Below are 19280 nucleotides of genomic sequence, written 5' to 3'. Positions count from 1 at the left end.
GGCCTGAATCAGCGGATCGTCGTTAGCCATTCCGCTTCGTCCGCTCGCTCGGTGCGGAGTTGGTTGGCCGGGGCGGTCTTGTCCTCATAACCGATCGCCATGCCGCAGAAGAGCATGCGGTCATCGGGCATGTCCAATACCCTTCCGACCGTCTCCGGATACATCGCCCAGCATTCCTGCGGGCAGGTGGCGAGGCCGGCGTCCACCGCAAGCAGCATCAGGTTTTGCAGGTACATGCCGAGGTCCGACCATTGCGGGGGGCCCATTCGCCTGTCGACCGTGCAGAAATAGGCGGCGGGCGCGCCGAAGAATTCGAAATTACGGGCGAACCATTCCTGTCGCGCAGCCTTGTCGTCGCGGGGGATGCCGAGATGGGCGTACATCGCTTCGCCGACGGCGAAACGGCGGTCTCTGTAGGGGGCGACCAAGTCCTTGGGATAGATGTCGTAGGCTGGGGTTTCGGTGGCGCCGGTGGAGATCTTCTTGGCCATTATTGCCTTAAGGCCAGCCATCCTGTCGCCTTGGACGATCGCGATGTGCCAAGGCTGGAGGTTACCGCCGGTTGCGGCTCGGGATGCTTTTACGGCCAAGTCGTGAAGCAGGGCCGGGTCGACGGCGGTGTCGAGAAAGCCCCGGACGGAACGGCGAGCGGCGATGGCTTCGGTCACGTCCATGGATGTTCTCCTGATAGCCCCCATACGAAGACCTTACCCAATCAATCCTCCCCCGCCAGAGGGAGGTGGCTGGCCCTTGCCAGACAGAGGGGGAGGAAAGGGATTACGTCCGTTGTGTGTCCTCCCGCTCCGTCACCTTCGGCGCCACCTCCCCCTTGCGGGGGAGGATGCAAAACCGACCGGCATCCCTACAGCACGAACCGGCTCAGGTCGGTGTTGCGGGCGATTTCCTTGAGCTGGCTGTCGACGTACGCGCCGTCGATGACGAGGTTCGAGCCGCCGCGGTCCTCCGCATTGTAGCTTACCTCCTCCAGCAGCTTTTCCATCACCGTCTGCAGACGCCGGGCGCCGATGTTCTCGATCTCGGAGTTCACTTCGGCGGCGATGCGCGCGATCGCGGCGATGCCGTCTTCGGTGAACTCGATGCCGACGCCTTCGGTGGCGATCAGCGCCTTGTATTGCAGCGGCAGCGACGCCTTGGTGTCCGACAGGATCGCGACGAAATCGGCTTCGGTGAGGCCCTTCAGTTCGACGCGGATCGGCAGGCGGCCCTGCAATTCGGGGAGCAGGTCGCTCGGCTTGGCGACGTGGAACGCGCCCGATGCGATGAAGAGGATGTGGTCGGTCTTCATCGGGCCGTACTTCGTCGCCACCGTCGTGCCCTCGATCAAGGGCAGCAGGTCGCGCTGGACGCCCTCGCGGCTGATCGAACCGCCGCGGCCGTCGGAGACCGCGATCTTGTCGATCTCGTCGAGGAAGACGATGCCGTTGGCTTCCGCGTCGGCCAAGGCCGCGCGGCTGACCTCGTCCTGGTCGAGGCGCTTGTCGGCCTCTTCCTCGACGAGCTTGTCCCACGCGGCGTGGACGGTAAGCTTGCGGCGCTTCAACTGCTGGCCGCCGCCGAACGACTTCATCATCTCGCCGAGATTGATCATCTGCGGCGCGCCGCCGGGGATGTCGAACGGCATCGCCGGGGCCTGCTCGATCTCGATCTCGACTTCGGCATTGTTGAGGTGGCCGTCGAGGAAGCGCTGCTTGAAGCTCTCGCGCGTCGCTTCACTCGCGTTCTTGCCGGTGAGCGCGTCGAGCAGGCGCGACATCGCGGCCTCTTCCGCCTTGTCCTTTACGGCGACGCGGCGGCGTTCCTTTTCGAGGCGGATGGCTTCCTCGACGAGGTCGCGGGCGATCTGCTCGACGTCGCGGCCGACATAGCCGACCTCGGTGAACTTGGTCGCCTCGACCTTCACGAACGGCGCGTCGGCGAGCTTGGCCAGGCGGCGGCTGATCTCGGTCTTGCCGCAGCCGGTCGGTCCGATCATCAGGATGTTCTTCGGCGTGACCTCGTCGCGGAGGTCCTCGCTGAGCTGCTGGCGGCGCCAGCGGTTGCGCATCGCGACCGCGACCGCGCGTTTCGCGGCGGCCTGGCCGATGATGTGAGCGTCGAGCGCGGCGACGATTGCCTTCGGGGTGAGCTGGTCGTTCATTTTGTTACCTTCTCCCCTCCCGCTCGGGAGGGGTCGGGGGAGGGCGTGGCCGCAGCGGAAGGCGTGGGTGGGGTGTATTTCAGCCCCTCCCCTGACCCCTCCCGCAAGCGGGAGGGGGATTACGTCGTCGAATCCATCGTTTCGACCGTGAGGCGGTCGTTGGTGTAGACGCAGAGTTCGGACGCTATGTGCATCGCCTTGCGGCACAACACCTCCGCGTCGGTCTCGTATTCTACCAGCGCTCGGGCCGCCGCCAACGCGTAGTTGCCGCCGGAGCCGATCGCGGCGACGCCGTTCTCGGGTTCGAGGACGTCGCCGTTGCCGGTGAGGATCAGCGTCACGTCCTTGTCGGCGACGATCATCATCGCTTCGAGGTTGCGGAGGAACTTGTCGGTGCGCCAGTCCTTGGCGAGCTCGACCGCAGCGCGGAGCAGCTGGCCTTGGTGCGCTTCAAGCTTGCGTTCCAGGCGTTCGAACAGCGTGAAGGCGTCCGCGGTCGCGCCGGCGAACCCGCCGATGACGCTGCCGTCACCAAGACGGCGGACCTTGCGCGCGTTGGGTTTCATGACGGTCTGGCCCATCGAGACCTGGCCATCGCCGATCACGACGACCTTGCCGCCGCGGCGGACCGAGAGGATGGTGGTGCCGTGCCAGGTCGGCATGGCGTGGGGGTCGTTGCTCATGGCAGCGATGTAGGGTTTGGTTTTGGGGGTGCAACGCCCTGCCGCCCCCTCCGTCATCCTGACGAAAGTCAGGACCCAGGGTTCCAGACGGCCCGCCCGTGGCTTTGGGTCCTGACTTTCGTCAGGATGACGGGGGGAGAGGATGACGGATGACGCGGGCGGGCGGGACTACCGCCCCTTCCCCCATTCCCGCGCCACCGTGTAGCCTAGATAGCCAGTGCCGAAGAGTGCGTAGAGCGGTTCGGGGATCGCGTTGAGATATGCCGCCATCCCCGCCGCGATCGCCTGCGCCATTTGCGGGCGGACCGCGGCGATCAGACCGGCGGGGATCGCGCCGAGCAGCAAGGTGTACATCACGTAGAGGAACGTCGGGCGGGCTCGGGTGATCCAGGGGTCTGGTGCTGGATCAAGGGGTTGCGGGGTCATGGGCGGTCTCCGGCAAAAGTGAAGTGCAGAAAGTGCAGACGCTGGGAGCGGTTCGTTCCGCGCATCAGGTGCGGTTCGCCAGCCAGCCGTAGAGGAAGGCTTCGTTGGCGGGGCGGGTCTCGGCGAGCGCGACGTACCGTTCGCCTTGCAGTGCCTCGATCGCCTTCAGGAGCACGGTTTCGCCGCCGGGTTTGCGGCGGGCGAGGAAGGCGTCGAGCGCGGTAAGCGTGGCCGGGCCGATGCGGCCGTCGAGGGTCATGTCGGGGTAGTCGGTGGCGCCGCGGTTGAGCGCGTTGAGCGCGCGCTGGAGGAAGGCGGCGGCGACCGCGGGCCCCATGTTGACGCCGGTGTCGAAGAGTTCTTCGGCGATTTTGGGGGCTCGGGGGGCGATCTGGTCGAAGGCGGGGCGGGTCCAGTAGAGGCGGCGGTAGATGTCTTCCGCTTGCTCGCGGGGGAAATCGCGCATGTCTCCGGGGTAGCCGTTGGTGCGGGCTACTTGTTGCGTGATGCCGTAGCGGGTGGGGCCGCCTCGGTCTGCCGGGTGGTTGGTATAGCCGCCTTCGCGGTCGATGACGGCGTCGATTAGGTGGTCGATGGTCATGATGTGGCTCCCGCCCTGTTTGGGGGTGGAGCGAACCATATTGGTTCGCTGTAGGACAGGGGATTCGCTGATTCTCAATCCTCCCCCGCCAGGGGGAGGTGGCTGGCGGTTGCCAGACGGAGGGGGAGGACACGCAACGGAGGTGACCGCTTGCCTCCCCCTCCGTCACCTTCGGTGCCACCTCCCCCTTGCGGGGGAGGATCCTTAGGGCGTGCACCACCCCGGCGGAGGCCGGGGTCCAATTGGGGGACGGTTGTAACGGAGGACCGCGCTTCGTTAGGTCCGACGTTCCAATTGGGCCCCGGCCTTCGCCGGGGTGGTGCTGTGGTGTGGGGTGCCGGGTCGCGGTCGCCGCCCCCGCCCAAACCGACGCTACGTCCGCGCGGGGTTGGCGGATTGGTGCCCCTAAGGCTATGCGCTGCGTTGAACATTCGCCGCGGGCCTTGCCCGCGCCCACCCGGTCGCCGCCGCGGCCGACAGGTTAGGAAGACCATGGAAGACGATTTCCGCAAAGCCGCGCTCGATTATCACCGCTATCCAAAACCCGGAAAGCTCTCGGTCGAGGCGACCAAGCGGATGGCGACGCAGCGCGATCTGGCGCTCGCCTATTCGCCCGGCGTTGCCGCCGCTTGCGAGGAAATCGCCGCGGATCCGGACAAGGCGCGCGACTACACCGCGCGGGGCAATCTCGTGGCGGTCATCACCAACGGCACCGCGGTGCTCGGGCTCGGCGCGATCGGCGCGCTCGCGTCGAAGCCGGTGATGGAGGGCAAGGCGGTGCTCTTCAAGAAGTTCGCTGGGATCGACTGTTTCGACATCGAGATCGACCAGCTCGATCCGCAGGCGTTCATCGAGGCGGTCCGCGTGCTCGAGCCGACGTTCGGCGGGATCAATCTCGAGGATATCAAGGCGCCCGAATGCTTCGAGATCGAGACGAAGCTGCGCGAGGTCATGAACATCCCGGTGTTCCACGACGACCAGCACGGCACCGCGATCGTGTGCGCCGCCGCAGTGCGCAACGTGCTCGAACTGCGTGGCAAGCGGCTCGACCAGATGAAGCTGGTGACGTCGGGCGCAGGCGCGGCGGCGCTGGCGACAGTCGACCTGCTGGTGTCGATGGGGCTCAACCCCGAGAATGTGACGCTCACCGATATCAAGGGCGTCGTCCACGCCGGGCGTGACGAGAACATGCCGCCGAACATGGCGCGCTATGCTCGGACGACCAATGCGCGAACCCTGCCGGACGTGCTGGAGGGGGCGGACATCTTCCTCGGCCTGTCGGCGCCACGCGTGCTGAAGCAGGAATGGCTGCACCTGCTCGCGCCCGATCCGCTGATCCTCGCGCTGGCGAACCCCGAGCCGGAGATCCAGCCGGCGCTCGTCCATGCGACCCGGCCCGATGCGATCATCGCCACCGGCCGCTCGGACTTTCCGAACCAGGTCAACAACGTGCTGTGCTTCCCGTTCATCTTCCGCGGGGCGTTGGACGTCGGCGCGACCGAGATCAACGAGGCGATGAAGGTCGCGGCGGTTGACGCGATCGCAGCCCTGGCGCGTGCGACCGCGTCGGACGTGGTGGTCAGCGCCTACGGCGGCGCGACGCCGGTGTTCGGGCCGACCTACATCATTCCCAAGCCGTTCGATCCACGGCTGATCCTGCACGTGGCGCCGGCAGTGGCGAAGGCGGCGATGGAGTCGGGCGTGGCGACGCGGCCGATCGAGGATTTCGACGCGTATCTGCGCGACCTCGAGCTGTTCGTGTATCGCTCGGGCCAGCTGATGCGACCCGTCTTCGCGCGCGCCAAGCAGGCCGGGCGCTCGATCGCGTATGGCGAGGGCGAGGACCCGCGGACGCTGCGCGCGGTGCAGACGGTGATCGACGAGGGCATCGGGCGGCCGGTGCTGATCGGGCGGCGAGAGGTGATCGCCGAGCGGATCGAAGCGAGCGGGCTGCGCATGACGATCGGCACCGATGTCGAGGTACTCGATCCGGGCACCGACCGCGAGGTGTTCGACCCGCTGCTCAAGGGCTACAGCACGCTGGTCGGCCGGCGCGGCACGCCGCCCGACAGCGCCGAGCGTGCGCTGCGGACGCGGCCGAGCGTGGCCGCGGCGATGCTGCTGCGCGAGGGGCGAGTCGATGCGGCCTTGTGCGGCGGGATCGGCGACTGGTGGACGCAGATGACGTACGTCATGCCGCTGCTGCCGCGGATGCCGGGCGTGTCGCGGCTGTACGCGATGTCGGCGGTGATCCTGCGCACCGGCAGCCTGTTCTTCTGCGATACGCATGTGACGGTCGATCCAACCGCCGAGCAGATCGCGGAGATGACGATGCTGGCGGCGGAGGCAGTGCGCGCGTTCGCGATCGAGCCGAAGGCGGCGTTGCTGTCGCATTCGAGCTTCGGCGCGTCGCGGTCGCCCTCGGCGCAGAAGATGCGCGCGGGGCATGCGTTGCTGAAGGAGATGGCGCCGGAGTTCGAGTTCGACGGCGAGATGCACGGCGATGCGGCGTTGTCGGAGGCGCTGCGGCGGCGGCTGGTCGACGACAGCCCGTTGACCGGGTCGGCAAATTTGCTGGTGATGCCGAATATCGACGCGGCGAACATCGCGGTGTCGCTGCTGTCGGCGTCGACCGAATCGGCACCGCTGGGGCCGATGCTGCTGGGGCTGGCCAAGCCGCTGCAGATGCTGGTGCCGAGCGTGACCGCGCGCGGGATCGTGAATTTGAGCGCGATTGCGGTGGGGCATGCGGCGACGGTGCGCGAGACTGCGTAAGCTTGCCCCCCGTCATGCCGGGCTCGTTCCGGCATCCACGGTTCCGCAAAACCTCAGGCCGCTGATACGCGGCACGGTGGATGCCCGAACGAGCCCGGCATGACGGAGTATGTTTTGCGGCTGCCGTTCTCCTGCGAAGGCGGGAGTCCAGGTTTACGGGCGGCAGCGTTCGTGGTCCTGGGCCCCCGCGTTCGCGAGGGAACAGCAAGGTTTGCCCAGAACGGCAGGACGACTGATCGTCACCGCACATCATCGATGCAAGAAAATGGTCGGAGCGACAGGATTCGAACCTGCGACCCCCACACCCCCAGTGTGGTGCGCTACCAGGCTGCGCTACGCTCCGACCGAACGGGCCGCAAGGCGACCCGAGGGGGGCGCTCTACGCAGGGTCCGCGCCCGATGCAAGCCCGAACACCGCAGCGATGTCGGCAGCCATGTCGGATGCGCCCGGTCGCGTGACGCCCACGTCTCATCCTGTGGCGATCTGTTGCGCGAGGTTCCAAGCGATGATAGCGGGCGGACCAATGCGGGCGCGACGCGCGACGTCCGGCCCGACCCAACCTTGCGCCTTCCACGGCCCAGCCAGATACGGACCTTCATGTTCATCTCACCAGCTTATGCCCAGGCCGCAGACGGCGCCACGACGGCGGGGGGCGGGATCGCCTCGTTCCTGAGCCTCGCGCCGCTCTTCCTCGTGTTCGTCGTGTTCTATTTCCTGATGATCCGCCCGCAGCAAAAGCGCATGAAGGCGCTGCAGGCGTCGGTCGCCGCGGTGAAGAAGAACGACAGCGTCGTCACCTCGGGCGGGATCCTCGGCAAGGTGACCAAGGTCGAGGATAACGTCGTCGAGGTCGAGATCGCGCCGAATGTCCGCGTGCGCGTCGTCAAGGCGACGCTGACCGACATCACCAGCCCGAACACGAAGCCGGCGAACGACTGATGCTCGATTTCCCGCGCTGGAAAATCGGATCGATCATCGGGCTGCTGGCGGCATTGTGCCTGCTGGCGATCCCGAGCTTCCTCCCCGAGAGCACCACGAGCCAATGGGGGCGGATCCCGCATCCGCACATCAACCTCGGGCTCGATCTCGCGGGCGGCAGCTACCTGCTGCTCGAGGCGGATACCGCCGACCTCGCCGCGACGCGGATCGAGGCGATGCGCGACAGCGTCGCGGGGACGATGCGCAACGGCACGCCGCGGATCGAGATCGGCGACATTTCGACGCGGGGCGGTCAGCTGAGCTTCCTGCTGCGTGATCCTTCGCAGGTCGATGCGGCGCGCGAGCGCCTGCTCGCGATCACCGGCGGTGGCGCGGGCATGAGCGGCCAGCGCGAATGGGACATCAATGTCGTCGACACGAGCCGGTTCGTGCTCAAGCCGACCGAGGCGGGCCTGACCCAGGCGGTCGACACGGCGATGAAGGACGCGACCGAAGTCGTCCGCCGCCGCATCGACGAACTTGGCACCAAGGAGCCGACGATCGTCCGCCAGGGCGCGACCCGGATCGTCGTCCAGGTGCCGGGGCTGAAGAACCCGCAGGCGCTGAAGGATTTGCTCGGCAAGACCGCCAAGCTCGAATTCAAACTGGTCGACGAGACCGCGAACCCCGCCGATCTGGTCAAGGGCATCGCGCCGATCGGCAGCCAGGTCCTCCCCTACCCAGGCAACCCACGCGGCGTACCGTTCATCGCGGTCAAGCGCTCGGTGATCATCTCGGGCGACCAGCTCGCCGATGCGCGCCAGGAGTTCGAGCCGCAGACCAACGCGCCGCAGGTGGCGATCACGTTCGATGCGGTCGGCGGGCGTCGCTTCGCCAAGGTCACGACCGAGAACACGGGTAAACCGTTCGCGATCATCCTCGACAATTCGGTGATCTCCGCGCCCAACATCAACGAGCCCATCCTTGGTGGTCGCGCGTCGATCTCGGGCAATTTCACCGTCGAGTCGGCGAACTCGCTGGCGATTTCGCTGCGCTCGGGCAAGCTGCCGGTCGCGCTGAAGACGATTGCGGAAAGCACCGTCAGCCCCGATCTCGGCAAGGATTCGATCCGCGCCGGCGTGCTGGCGTCGATCGTCGCCGCGCTGCTCGTGATCGTGTTCATGTTCGTCACCTATGGCCGGTTCGGCCTGTATGCGAACCTGGCCGTGATCATCAACATCCTGGTCATCGTCGCGGTCATGGCGATGCTGAACGCGACGCTGACGCTGCCCGGTATCGCCGGGTTCGTGCTGACGATCGGTACCGCGGTGGATGCCAACGTGCTGATCAACGAGCGTATTCGCGAGGAGCGACGGCGCGGGCGTAGCGTGATCCAGTCGGTCGAACTCGGCTATAAGGAAGCATCGCGGACGATCTTCGAGGCCAACGTGACCCACGCCATCACCGGCGTGATCATGCTGCTGCTCGGCTCGGGTCCGGTGAAGGGCTTCGCGGTCGTGCTGCTGATCGGAATCTGCACGTCGGTGTTCACCGCCGTTACGTTCACCCGGATGATGGTCGCGCTGTGGCTGCGGAAGAACCGCCCCACCACGATCAATATTTGAGGCGGGAGATAACCATGCGCCTGCTGAAACTCGTACCCGACAACACGAACCTCAAGTTCGTCTCGCTCCGCAAATGGGCGTTCGGGCTGACCCTGCTGCTATCGCTGCTGGCGATCGGACTCGTCGTCACGAAAGGCCTCAACATGGGCGTCGACTTCGTCGGCGGCGTCCTGATCGAGGAAAAGTTCGCGACCACCCCGTCGATCGACGCGGTCCGCACCGAAGTCGACCGGCTCGGCGTCGGCGAAGCCTCGATCCAGTCGTTCAGCGATCCCAAGACGCTGTCGATCCGCCTGCCCGTGCCCGCGGGTGACGAAGGCGCGACCAACCGCCTCGTCAAGAAGGTGTCCGACGATCTCGCCGCGAAATTCCCCGGCGCGACCTTCTCGAAGTACGATACGATTTCGGGCAAGGTCTCGGACGAACTGATCAGCAAGGGCCTGCTCGCGGTCGGCCTCGCGATTCTCGGCATCGCGCTGTTCGCGGTGGTGCGGTTCGAGTGGCAGTTCGGCGTGTCGACCGTCGTCGCGATCGTCCACGATCTGCTGATGACGCTCGGCTTCTTCGCGCTGACGCAGTTCGAGTTCGACCTCAACATCGTCGCGGCGGTGCTGACGATCATCTCATACTCGATCAACGACAAGATCGTGATCGACGACCGTATCCGCGAGAACATGCGTCGGTACCGGAAGATGGACATGCGCGAGATCATCGACCTGTCGGTGAACGAGACGCTGCCGCGGACCGTGATGACGTCGGTGACGATCCTGCTCGCGCTGGTCGCGATGCTGGTGCTGGGCGGCCACGTGCTGCGCGGGTTCACCGCGGCGATGATCCTCGGTATCGTGGTCGGGACGTACTCGTCGATCTACGTGTCGTCGTCGCTGCTGATAACGCTGGGTCTGCGGGCCGATCCTGCACCGCGCAAGGGCGGCGTGCAGGACGGCGCCGAGCGGGTGGGTCCGAAGGTCGAGCGTTGAGGATGGACCGCGAGAAGACCGATGGGCCGATGATCTCGGCGTTCGGTCGCGGCGGGTTCAAGGTCGACGACGGCTATTACACCGCGCTGGCGATCAGCCCCGAGCGCGCGGATGGCTGGGAGCCGCCCGCGTTCGAGGCGCTCGGCGAGGCGGATGTGGCGGCGTTACTGGCGCTCGATCCGCCGCCCGAGTTCCTGTTGCTCGGGACGGGCAATGCGCTGCGCCAGCCGCCGCTTGCATTCAAGCGTGCGGTCGAGGCGCGCGGGTTCGGGATCGAGGCGATGGACAGCCGCGCCGCCGCTCGCGCGTGGGCGGTGCTGCGCGGCGAAGGGCGCTGGATCGTCGCGGCGTTGTACCCGCTCGAGGGGTGAGCCGGGCCTCCCTATCCTCCCCCGCAAGGGGGAGGTGTCACCGGAGGTGACGGAGGGGGAGGACACGGAACGGACGTGGTACTTGCCTCCCCCTCCGTCTGGCAAGTGCCAGCCACCTCCCCCTGGCGGGGGAGGATTGGATTATCGGTGATCCGCGACTAGCTTCGCGAGGTGCCCGTGGAGTGCGGCGGTGTTGGCTTCCCAGGTGAACCGGGCGGCGACGGCGCGCGTTGCCGTCTGGGTCGGCGGGTCGGCCAGCAGTTCACCGATCGCCGCGGCGAACGCCAGCGGATCGCCGATCGTCACACGGCCGGCGTCGGGGGATGTCACCACTTCATGCGCGCCGCCGGCATCGGTGATGACGATCGGCGTCCCGCAGGCGAGCGATTCGACCCAGACGTTGGCGAGGCCTTCCGAACTGGAGGCGAGCGCGCTGACGTCGGCGGCGGCGATCAGTCCGGGCACGTCGGCATGCGGGACGCCGCCCAGCAGGCGGATACGGTCGCCGACACCGAGTCGCGCGATCCGCGCCTCAAGCGTTGCGCGCGCCGGTCCGTGCCCCGCGATCAGGAGGTTGACGCCGGGCAACGCCGCGACCGCGTCGATGACGATGTCGTGCCCCTTTCGCGGCAGGAGCCCGCCGATCGCGATGACCAGCGGCCCGCGTACGCCGAGCTTCGCCTTGGCGGCGACGCGGTCGTCGATGGGGCGGAAGCGGTCCTGGTCGACTCCGGTATGATGCACCATGATCCGCGCGGCCGGCATGCCGAGCGCGACCATATCGGCCTTCATCGCCGCGCTGACCGCGAGCAGCCCGGCGGCGCCCTGCCCTGCCTTGCGGACCTGCGCCGCCGTCGCGGACGCTTCACCCCAATGATGGATGTCGGAGCCGCGCGCCTTGATCGAGACGGGGACGCCGTAGCGTTTGCCGAGCGCGACCGCGGCGGGGCCGTCGGGGAAGAAGAACGACACGTCGATGACGTCGAACGCGAAGGTCTCGCGGATCGAGTCGAGCAGCGGCACGAGCGCGCGTTCGAGCGCGGCGGCGTGGTGGCGGCCCTTGGTCAACGGGAGCGCGGTGAAGCGCGGGCGGTGGACGTCGAGGCCCTTCCAGCTTTCGCGGTGCGGCAGCTTGGCGAGCGGCGCGTAATGGCGGACGTTGCGCAGGATGCCGGGCGGAAGACCGATCGGCGCGACCACCGTCAGGTCGACATCGGGATGCGCGGCGAGCCCCAGCGTCTGCCGTTCGACGAAGCCGCCGAAGTTCGGACGGGTCGCGTCGGGAAACAGCGTGGAGAGGGTGAGAACGCGCAGCATTGCGCGGGGGTATAGCGCGGCGGTTAATGGGTGGTGAGTGGGGTGCGACGGTTACTTCGCCTGCCACCCCGGCGGAGGCCGGGGCCCAATTGGAAAGGTGGCAATAACAGTGTGCCACGCTTCATTAGAAACGTTCCCCAATTGGGCCCCGGCCTTCGCCGGGGTGGTTGCTTCTGGGAATGGCGCTCGTCTGAACCATCATGTTTCCCCGCGAAGGCGGGGACCCAGACTGGGCTCTTGCCTTCGCGGGAGAACAAGGCAGGGTAGAAAGCGCTCTCCTCCCCCTCCCTCCCTCGATCTACCCCTTGCTCAAATCCGCTTGGCCAAAGGATACGCGAACAGCACGTCCGCATCCGCGCTGGTCGACACGGTCTCGCTGCCCGTCATCGTCGCGCATTCGCCCGCCTTGAACGCAACGCCTGCGACATCGCCCGAGCCGGTGATCGGGATCACCCAGCCGGTCGTGCCCTCGGGCAGGTTGACGACGTGGTCGCCGCCCTTCCAGCGCTCGAGCACGAACTTCGGGCCCTCGACCATGATCGTCCGGCCGGTCTCGATCTCGATCGGCGGTGCGACGGGGACGTACGGATTGGGGTCGGCGACATCCATGCCGTCCTTCAGGTGCAGTTCGCGGTCGCTGCCGTAATCGTAGAGGCGGTAGGTGGTCTCGGAGTTCTGCTGGACCTCGATCACCGTCAGCCCCCCGCCGATCGCGTGGATCGTGTCCGACGCGCAATACATGAAGTCGCCCGGCTTGACGGGCTTCCAGTCGAGCTTGTCTTCGATCGTGCCGTCGATCGCCGATGCGCGCAGGTCGTCCTTCGCCATCGGCGCCTTCGTGCCGACCGCGATCGTCGAGGTCGGCTCGGCGGCGAGGATCGTCCAGCATTCGTCCTTGCCACGTGGCAGACCGCGGGCGTGCGCCTGTTCGTCGTTCGGGTGGACCTGGACCGACAGCTTTTCGCTGGTGAACAGGTATTTGATCAGCAGGTCGGGCGTCGTGTTGCCGGGCTCTTGGAACCACACTTCGCCGATCGGCGGCGAGCCGGGCGCGGGATCGTCGAAGCCGGGCCAGAGCGTGTCGCGACCCCAGGGCTTTTCGACGCGGTGGGTGTGCAACAATGTAGCCGGCATGACATGATCCTCAAATTGAATGGCGTTTCGCCAACGCACGACCTTTGCCGTGCGATCCGTGCCAGCGAAAGCCCCCCTGCCCGATCACCTGCCCGATCAAAAGAGTCGCCGAGCGTGTTTGGCGAAAGGGATTGTTCGCGAAGCCCCGCTTACGCTAAGGACAACGCCAATGCGTATCCCCCAGTCTTTTCCGAGCATGCCACGTGCCCTCGTGGTCACGCTCGTCGCCGCGCTTGCGCTCCCCATGGCTGGCTGTGCAGGCGCGCGCGCCGGCAAGGGCGACCTGCCCTATGTCGCGCGCGACGTGGGGACGCTGTACTCCACCGCCAAGCGGCGGCTCGATCAGGCGCGCTACAAGGAAGCAGCCCAGCTGTTCGACGAGGTCGAGCGCCAGCATCCCTATTCGATCTGGGCGCGGCGCGCGCAGATCATGTCCGCCTTCAGCTATTATCTGGCGCGCGACTACACCGCGTCGATCAGCTCGGCGCAGCGCTTTCTCGCGGTCCATCCGGGCAACCGCGATGCGCCCTATGCCTATTACCTGATCGCACTCGGCTATTACGAGCAGATCACCGACGTCACGCGCGACCAGAAGATCACGCGGCAGGCGCTCGATTCGCTGGGTGAGCTGATGCGCCGCTATCCGAACACGCGTTACGCATCGGATGCGCGGCTCAAGATCGATCTGGTCAACGACCATCTCGCGGGCAAGGAGATGGAGATTGGGCGGTTCTACGAGACGCGCGGCCAGTGGCTCGCGGCGAACGGCCGGTTCCGCACCGTGATCGACAAGTTCCAGCAGACGACGCACACGCCTGAGGCGCTGATGCGGTTGACCGAGACGTATCTGGCGCTCGGCGTGCCTGTCGAGGCCGAGAAGGCCGGCGCGGTGCTGGGGCGCAATTATCCCGGCACCGACTGGTACCAGCATGCGTACGACCTGCTGAAGAAGCACCAGGTGCCCGCCGTACCGCCGCTGAAGCCCGGCGAACAGGTCGTCCCCGTCGGCACCAAGGGGACGCCGTCAGTGATGGTCGAGCTGGACGAGCCGGGCTCGACCCCGACCGGTCCGGCCGGCCGCGCGCCCGAGAAGCCGCGCTCGGCGGGCCAGCCGTCCAACACCGGAAGCTGACCCGGACGCGGCGCGCGAGGTTGGAACATAGGGGGATCGCTTTACGCGCCCGTTCGTCTAAGGCGGACCGACTATGCTGACCGAGCTTTCCATTCGCGACGTGGTGCTGATCGAGGCGCTGGATCTGGGATTCGGCGAGGGGCTCGGCGTGCTCACTGGTGAGACCGGGGCGGGCAAGTCGATTTTGCTCGATGCGTTGGGCCTCGCGCTGGGTGGTCGCGGCGATAGCGGGCTGGTCCGGCATGGGGCGAACCAAGCGGTGGTAACCGCGACGTTCGACGCCCCCGCCCCCGATTCGCCGCTCGCGTTGCTGTTCGACGAGAACGGGGTGGAGATCGAGCGTGGCGAGCCGCTGGTCGTGAAGCGGATCGTCAAGGCGGACGGCGGCAGCCGCGGGTTCGTCAACGACCAGCCGGCGTCGGCGGGGCTGCTGCGCGAGATGGCGCCGCACCTCGTCGAGATCCACGGGCAGCATGACGAGCGCGGACTGCTCAACGCGCGCGGGCATCGGGCCTTGCTCGACATCTTTGGGCGGACCGAACCGGGCGCGACGGGCAAGGCTTACGCGGCGTTTCGTGCTGCCGAGGCTGAACTGGCGGCGGCGCGCGCGGACATCGAGACGGCGGCGCGGGATCGCGAATGGCTCGAGCATACCGTTGCCGAACTGACCGCGCTGGCGCCTGTCGCGGGCGAGGAAGAGACTCTGGCGGACACGCGGCGCTCGATGCAGCGTGCGGAGAAGATCGCCGACGATCTGGCCGCGATCGATGACTTTCTCGAGGGCAAGGACGGCGGGCTGGCGAAGTTGCGCCAGGCGGCGCGGGTACTCGAGCGAATCGCGGAGGATCATGTCGCGCTGGGCGAGGCGCTGGCCGCGGTCGACCGCGCGGTGATCGAGGCGTCGGTGGCGGAAGAGCAGTTGCGCGATGCGCGCGCGGAGCTGGCCTATGACCCGCGCGCGCTGGAGGATGACGAGGCGCGGTTGTTCGAGTTGCGGGCGATGGCGCGCAAACACCGGGTGCAGCCGGATGATCTGGCGGCGCTGGCGGACGAGATGCGCGCGCGGCTGGAGCGGCTCGATGCGGGCGAAGGCGGGATTGCGGTGATCGAGGCTCGGGTCGCGGCGGCGCGGAAGGCGTATGATACGGCCTCGGACGCGCTGACGAAGCGGCGGCTGGCGGCCGCCAAGCGGCTCGACGTGGCGGTGGCGGGGGAACTGGCGCCGCTGAAGCTGGATGCGGCGCGGTTCCAGACGGTGGTGGCGCCGCTCGGCGAAGAGGGCTGGTCGGCGGCAGGCAAGGATCGCGTCGAGTTCGAGATCTCGACCAATCCGGGCGCGCCGTTCGCGGCGCTGACCAAGATCGCGTCGGGCGGCGAATTGTCGCGCTTCATCCTCGCGCTGAAGGTGGCGCTGGCGGAGGAAGGCGGCGCGTCGACGATGGTGTTCGACGAGATCGACCGCGGCGTCGGCGGCGCGGTGGCGAGCGCGATCGGCGAACGCCTGGCCCGACTCGCGCGAAGCACGCAGCTGCTGGTGGTGACGCACAGCCCGCAGGTCGCGGCGCGGGGGGCGAAGCACCTGTTGATCGCCAAGAGCAGCGACGGCACGGTCACGCGGACCGGCGTCCGCGCACTGACCGAGCACGAACGGCGCGAGGAGATCGCGCGGATGCTGTCGGGCGCACAGATTACGGATGAGGCGCGTGCGCAGGCGGAGCGGTTGCTCGAGCGGGCTTGAGGGTTGGGACGCACCACGCGGTATTGCGGTTCTCCCGCGAATGCGGGAGTCCGGGGTTACAGGTCGTCGCGTTAGAAACCCTGGACTCCTGCGTTCGCAGGAGAACGGCCGGTCGCGCGACCGCTCCGCTCAGGGCGTCGCTGGCTTCGCGTGGCCGAAGTGGAGTTTGAGCACGGGCACGACGCGGTAGTCGCCGCCGACCTTGCGGATGCCGTGGAACGCGCGGCTGCCGAGGCCGCCGTCGTCGCGGATCGTGGCGTGGAACGGCGTCTGCTCGGTGTGGATCATGTCGTCGAGCCCAGCCGCGCTGGCGTCCGAGCGTGGCCAGAGCGATTGCTGGACCCGGTCGTCGGCGGACGAGTCGTCGTTCCAGTCGTAGCCGATCGCCGGGGCGGGGGCCGGCTTTGGCGTGACCTTAGTCTGCTGGGCTGTCGCGGGCGTCGCGCAGAGGATGGCCGCCACTAATACCGCCGTCTTCATTGCGTCCTCCCCGCGTCCCACCCCGGCGGAGGCCGGGGCCCGATCGGGACACAGCCGTTGGCGAGCGCAATACTTCGTTACAATGGCCTTGCCAATTGGGCCCCGGCCTTCGCCGGGGTGGTGGCCTCCGCCCCGAATCCAGACCTCAGTCGCGATAGCTCGGGTCGATCCGGTCGAGCTTGCGCAGCAACGCCGGCCACGCCAGCCCATCCGCGAGCATTCGCATGCCGGGACCGCTCGACTGGCCCTCGACCTTCTCCGCGACGCCCTGGTTCGGCGTGTTGAGATTCTCGCGGCCGGCACTGAGCATCAGCACCTGCGCCTCACACGCGCGTTCGAGAAAATACATTCGCAGGAACGCCTGCGGGATCGACTCGCCGACCGTCAGCGTGCCGTGGTTGCGCAGGATCATGCTGTGCTTGGTGCCGAGATCCGCGACCAGCCGCTCGCGCTCGTCGAGCTCGGTCGCGATGCCCTCGAAGTCGTGATACGCGACGTCGTGCCCGGCGATCATCGCGGTCTGCGTGTGCGGGAGCAGCCCCTCCGCCATCGCCGACACCGCCTGGCCGTGCGGCGTATGGAGATGCAGCACCGCGACCGCGTCCTCGCGCGCGGCATGGACCGCCGAGTGGATCACGAAGCCCGCGCGGTTTACCGGCGCGGGCGTGTCCATGACCTTGTTGCCGTCGATGTCGATCTTGACCAGCGACGACGCGGTGATCTCCTCGAACATATGCGTGTAGGGGTTGATCAGGAAATGATGCTCGGGACCGGGCACGCGCGCCGACAGATGCGTGAAGATCAGGTCGTCCCAGCCGTAATGCGCGACCAGCCGATAAGCGGCAGCGAGGTCGACTCGGAGCGCCCATTCCTCGGGCGACACGAGATCGCGTATCGTCGGTTCGGTCCTGAGTGCGGTCGCCATCATCCATCTCCTATTATTGTTACAGAGTTGTAACACGCCCCCCTGCGCGAGACTGTCGCCGGATTGACAATCTGGCGGATCCGCAGACACTTGCGCGATGGGAGCGATCGATCATGCCCGGCTCGAGGCGGACCAGTGGTTCGGCGCGGTGCCGCCCGCGCGGCGTGCGCTGTTGCTGGAGCAGGCGAGCGTGCGGTCGGTGGCGGCGGGGACGCGGCTGTACGGCGTCGGCGATCCACCCGACGGCTTGTGGGCGGTGCTCGACGGGCAGGTCCGGCTGATCGGCTATCCCGCGGTCGGCGCCGAGCTGGTGGTGCTGATCATGGGACCGGGGACGTGGTTCGGCGAGCTGTCGACGCTCGACGCGGGGCCCCGGCCGCATGACGCGGTTGCGTTCGGGCCGACGCGCGTGCTGCATATCGGGATGGAGGCGTTCCGGCGATTGGCTAGCGACACGCCCGAATTGTGGTGGGACATCGCGCTGCTGGCGTGCGCGCACCAACGTGCGTCGCTGGCGTTCATGATGAACGGCCTGTCGCAGCCGATCCCGGTACGGCTGGCGCGGACATTGGCGGGGATGGTGCGCGCGGCCGGCGGAAGCAGCGTCGAGATCCGGCAGGCGGACGTCGCGGCGATGATCGGGGTGTCGCGGCAGACGCTCAACAAGGCGTTGAAGGCGATGGAGCGCGAGGGCGTGATCGCGCTGGACTATGCGCGGATCACGGTTGTGGATGCGGAGGGGCTGCGGCGGTTGGGAGCGGGGTGAGTCGTTCTCGCAAACTTTCACAGAACACCCCCCCGGCGAAGGCCGGGGCCCAATTGGTAGACGGTGATAACGATGCGCATTGCTCCGTTACTGCGACCTTTCCATTTGGGCCCCGGCCTTCGCCGGGGTGGAGTTGAAAGGATGGAGAGGTGGCGCTGTGCGCCCTACAGCACCCCGCTGCCGCCCGTGGCCGCAAACGCGCTACCACTCGTAAAGCTGGTCCCCGTCTCCGCCAGCGTCACGAACAGCGAGGCCAGCTCCGCAGGCTGCCCCGCGCGACCGAGCGGCGTATCCTGCCCGAACTCGCCCATCTTGCCCGGCAGCTGCCCGCCCGCGACCTGCAGCGGCGTCCAGACCGGCCCCGGCGCGACCATGTTCACGCGGATGCCCTGCTTGCCGAGCTGCTTGGCGAGCCCCTTGGTGAAGATCAGGATCGCGCCCTTGGTGGTCGCATAATCGAGCAGCTCCTCGCCCGGACTCACCGAGTTCACCGACCCCGTGTTGATGATCGACGCGCCCGGCTTCATCAGCGGGATCGCCGCCTTGCACAGGTGGAACATCGCATAGACGTTGGTCTTCATCGTGCGATCGAACTGCTCGAAGCTGATTTCGGCGATCGACGCCTTCGACTGCTGGTACGCGGCGTTGTTGACGAGGATGTCTAGGCCGCCGAGTTCACGCGCGGCGCGCGCGATCAGGTCGTTGCAGAATTTCGCATCGGTCAGGTCGCCAGGGATCAGCACCACCTTGCGCCCCTCGGCTCGGAGCAGCTTCGCGACGTCCTGCGCATCGGGCTCCTCGGTCGGGTAATAGTTGATCGCGACGTCGGCGCCTTCGCGCGAGAACGCGATCACCGCCGCGCGGCCGATCCCGGAGTCGCCGCCGGTGACCAGCGCCTTCCGCCCTGCCAGCCGTCCCGACCCGCGATAGCTCGCCTCACCGCAATCGGGTACCGGGCGCATGTCGCGCTGGAGCGCCGGCCATTTCTGGCGCTGTTCGGGGAACGGCGTGGAAACGAAGCGCGTCTGCGGATCGGCGAGTGGCGCCTGCCCCGCCCCCTGCCCCTGTGCGAAAGCAGGCACGGCGGCAGCGGCGAGGCCGGTGACGGCGGCGCCCTTGAAGAGATCTCGGCGGCTGGTGTCGGTCATGATGGCGGGTCCTGCGAAAAATTGTCCTGGAATGTCAGCGCGCAAGTCGGGCGAATGTTCACGCCATCTTGATCCAGGTCTTGTCGAAAGACGCCCCCCTCC

Annotated in this window: 17 protein-coding genes, 1 tRNA gene and 1 pseudogene; 8 read left to right on the top strand and 11 right to left on the bottom strand. The window is 67.3% G+C overall.

Annotated elements, in window-relative coordinates; genetic code table 11:
* Positions 1 to 8: 8 nt before the first annotated feature.
* The 5 genes and pseudogenes from ACLBWL_RS04615 to ACLBWL_RS04595 form a co-directional block, all read right to left on the bottom strand.
* The gene (locus tag ACLBWL_RS04615; protein WP_447790629.1) at positions 9 to 674 is read right to left on the bottom strand and encodes a nitroreductase; all 666 of its coding nucleotides are present in this window, start codon (positions 672 to 674) and stop codon (positions 9 to 11) included.
* A 188-nt stretch (positions 675 to 862) separates the two neighbouring features.
* Entirely contained in the window at positions 863 to 2158 is a 1296-nt protein-coding gene (gene hslU, locus ACLBWL_RS04610; RefSeq protein ID WP_132896049.1) for an ATP-dependent protease ATPase subunit HslU, read from the bottom strand.
* 119 nt (positions 2159 to 2277) lie between these two features.
* Complete coding sequence (gene hslV, locus ACLBWL_RS04605) at positions 2278 to 2820, bottom strand: ATP-dependent protease subunit HslV (RefSeq protein ID WP_056053053.1); 543 nt, start codon at positions 2818 to 2820, stop codon at positions 2278 to 2280.
* Positions 2821 to 3009: 189 nt separating this feature from the next.
* Positions 3010 to 3243, bottom strand: a pseudogene (locus ACLBWL_RS04600) (3TM-type holin); the annotation flags it as partial.
* Positions 3244 to 3331: 88 nt separating this feature from the next.
* A complete protein-coding gene (locus tag ACLBWL_RS04595; protein ID WP_447790626.1) occupies positions 3332 to 3868 on the bottom strand; it encodes a glycoside hydrolase family 108 protein in 537 nt (178 codons plus the stop codon).
* A 492-nt stretch (positions 3869 to 4360) separates the two neighbouring features.
* On the opposite strand from ACLBWL_RS04595, the gene ACLBWL_RS04590 reads away from it, so the two are divergent.
* Positions 4361 to 6643, top strand: coding sequence for an NADP-dependent malic enzyme (locus ACLBWL_RS04590; protein WP_447790624.1), 2283 nt, complete (start codon positions 4361 to 4363; stop codon positions 6641 to 6643).
* A 266-nt stretch (positions 6644 to 6909) separates the two neighbouring features.
* On the opposite strand, the gene ACLBWL_RS04585 is transcribed toward ACLBWL_RS04590, so the two are convergent.
* A tRNA-Pro gene (locus ACLBWL_RS04585) sits at positions 6910 to 6986 on the bottom strand.
* A gap of 255 nt (positions 6987 to 7241) precedes the next feature.
* On the opposite strand from ACLBWL_RS04585, the gene yajC reads away from it, so the two are divergent.
* Genes yajC through ACLBWL_RS04565 form a run of 4 tightly spaced genes read left to right on the top strand, consistent with a single transcriptional unit; the run spans position 7242 to position 10538 of the window.
* On the top strand, positions 7242 to 7583 hold the full coding sequence (gene yajC, locus ACLBWL_RS04580; RefSeq protein ID WP_055875282.1) for a preprotein translocase subunit YajC: 342 nt from the start codon (positions 7242 to 7244) through the stop codon (positions 7581 to 7583).
* Complete coding sequence (gene secD / locus ACLBWL_RS04575) at positions 7583 to 9187, top strand: protein translocase subunit SecD (RefSeq protein WP_447790621.1); 1605 nt, start codon at positions 7583 to 7585, stop codon at positions 9185 to 9187. Before yajC ends, secD begins: the two co-directional genes overlap by 1 nt.
* Before the next feature lie 14 nt (positions 9188 to 9201).
* On the top strand, positions 9202 to 10167 hold the full coding sequence (gene secF / locus ACLBWL_RS04570) for a protein translocase subunit SecF (RefSeq protein WP_121904384.1): 966 nt from the start codon (positions 9202 to 9204) through the stop codon (positions 10165 to 10167).
* A 2-nt stretch (positions 10168 to 10169) separates the two neighbouring features.
* On the top strand, positions 10170 to 10538 hold the full coding sequence (locus ACLBWL_RS04565; protein WP_156364222.1) for an Mth938-like domain-containing protein: 369 nt from the start codon (positions 10170 to 10172) through the stop codon (positions 10536 to 10538).
* 141 nt (positions 10539 to 10679) lie between these two features.
* Here ACLBWL_RS04565 and ACLBWL_RS04560 read toward each other — a convergent pair whose 3' ends face one another.
* Together ACLBWL_RS04560 and ACLBWL_RS04555 are read right to left on the bottom strand one after the other, a co-directional pair.
* Positions 10680 to 11855, bottom strand: a complete 1176-nt coding sequence (locus ACLBWL_RS04560; protein WP_447790618.1) for a glycosyltransferase — start codon at positions 11853 to 11855, stop codon at positions 10680 to 10682.
* Between the two features lie 309 nt (positions 11856 to 12164).
* Complete coding sequence (locus ACLBWL_RS04555) at positions 12165 to 12989, bottom strand: class I mannose-6-phosphate isomerase (RefSeq protein WP_447790616.1); 825 nt, start codon at positions 12987 to 12989, stop codon at positions 12165 to 12167.
* A 169-nt stretch (positions 12990 to 13158) separates the two neighbouring features.
* Between ACLBWL_RS04555 and ACLBWL_RS04550 the strand changes: the two genes are divergently transcribed.
* Positions 13159 to 14121, top strand: coding sequence for an outer membrane protein assembly factor BamD (locus ACLBWL_RS04550; protein ID WP_447790614.1), 963 nt, complete (start codon positions 13159 to 13161; stop codon positions 14119 to 14121).
* A 73-nt stretch (positions 14122 to 14194) separates the two neighbouring features.
* On the top strand, positions 14195 to 15859 hold the full coding sequence (recN, locus tag ACLBWL_RS04545) for a DNA repair protein RecN (protein WP_447790612.1): 1665 nt from the start codon (positions 14195 to 14197) through the stop codon (positions 15857 to 15859).
* 129 nt (positions 15860 to 15988) lie between these two features.
* Here recN and ACLBWL_RS04540 read toward each other — a convergent pair whose 3' ends face one another.
* Positions 15989 to 16339: a hypothetical protein gene (locus tag ACLBWL_RS04540; protein WP_447790610.1), complete on the bottom strand. Its 351-nt coding sequence runs from the start codon at positions 16337 to 16339 to the stop codon at positions 15989 to 15991.
* 145 nt (positions 16340 to 16484) lie between these two features.
* On the bottom strand, positions 16485 to 17264 hold the full coding sequence (locus tag ACLBWL_RS04535) for a class II aldolase/adducin family protein (protein ID WP_447791999.1): 780 nt from the start codon (positions 17262 to 17264) through the stop codon (positions 16485 to 16487).
* Between the two features lie 97 nt (positions 17265 to 17361).
* Between ACLBWL_RS04535 and ACLBWL_RS04530 the strand changes: the two genes are divergently transcribed.
* On the top strand, positions 17362 to 18030 hold the full coding sequence (locus ACLBWL_RS04530) for a Crp/Fnr family transcriptional regulator (protein ID WP_447790608.1): 669 nt from the start codon (positions 17362 to 17364) through the stop codon (positions 18028 to 18030).
* Positions 18031 to 18194: 164 nt separating this feature from the next.
* On the opposite strand, the gene ACLBWL_RS04525 is transcribed toward ACLBWL_RS04530, so the two are convergent.
* Positions 18195 to 19178 (bottom strand): SDR family oxidoreductase, encoded by a 984-nt coding sequence (locus tag ACLBWL_RS04525; RefSeq protein ID WP_447790606.1) that lies wholly within the window; start codon positions 19176 to 19178, stop codon positions 18195 to 18197.
* Positions 19179 to 19280 lie beyond the last annotated feature (102 nt).

It is taken from the genome of Sphingomonas sp. M1A8_2b (assembly GCF_053345535.1).
This window is presented reverse-complemented; position numbering and strand designations above follow the sequence as displayed.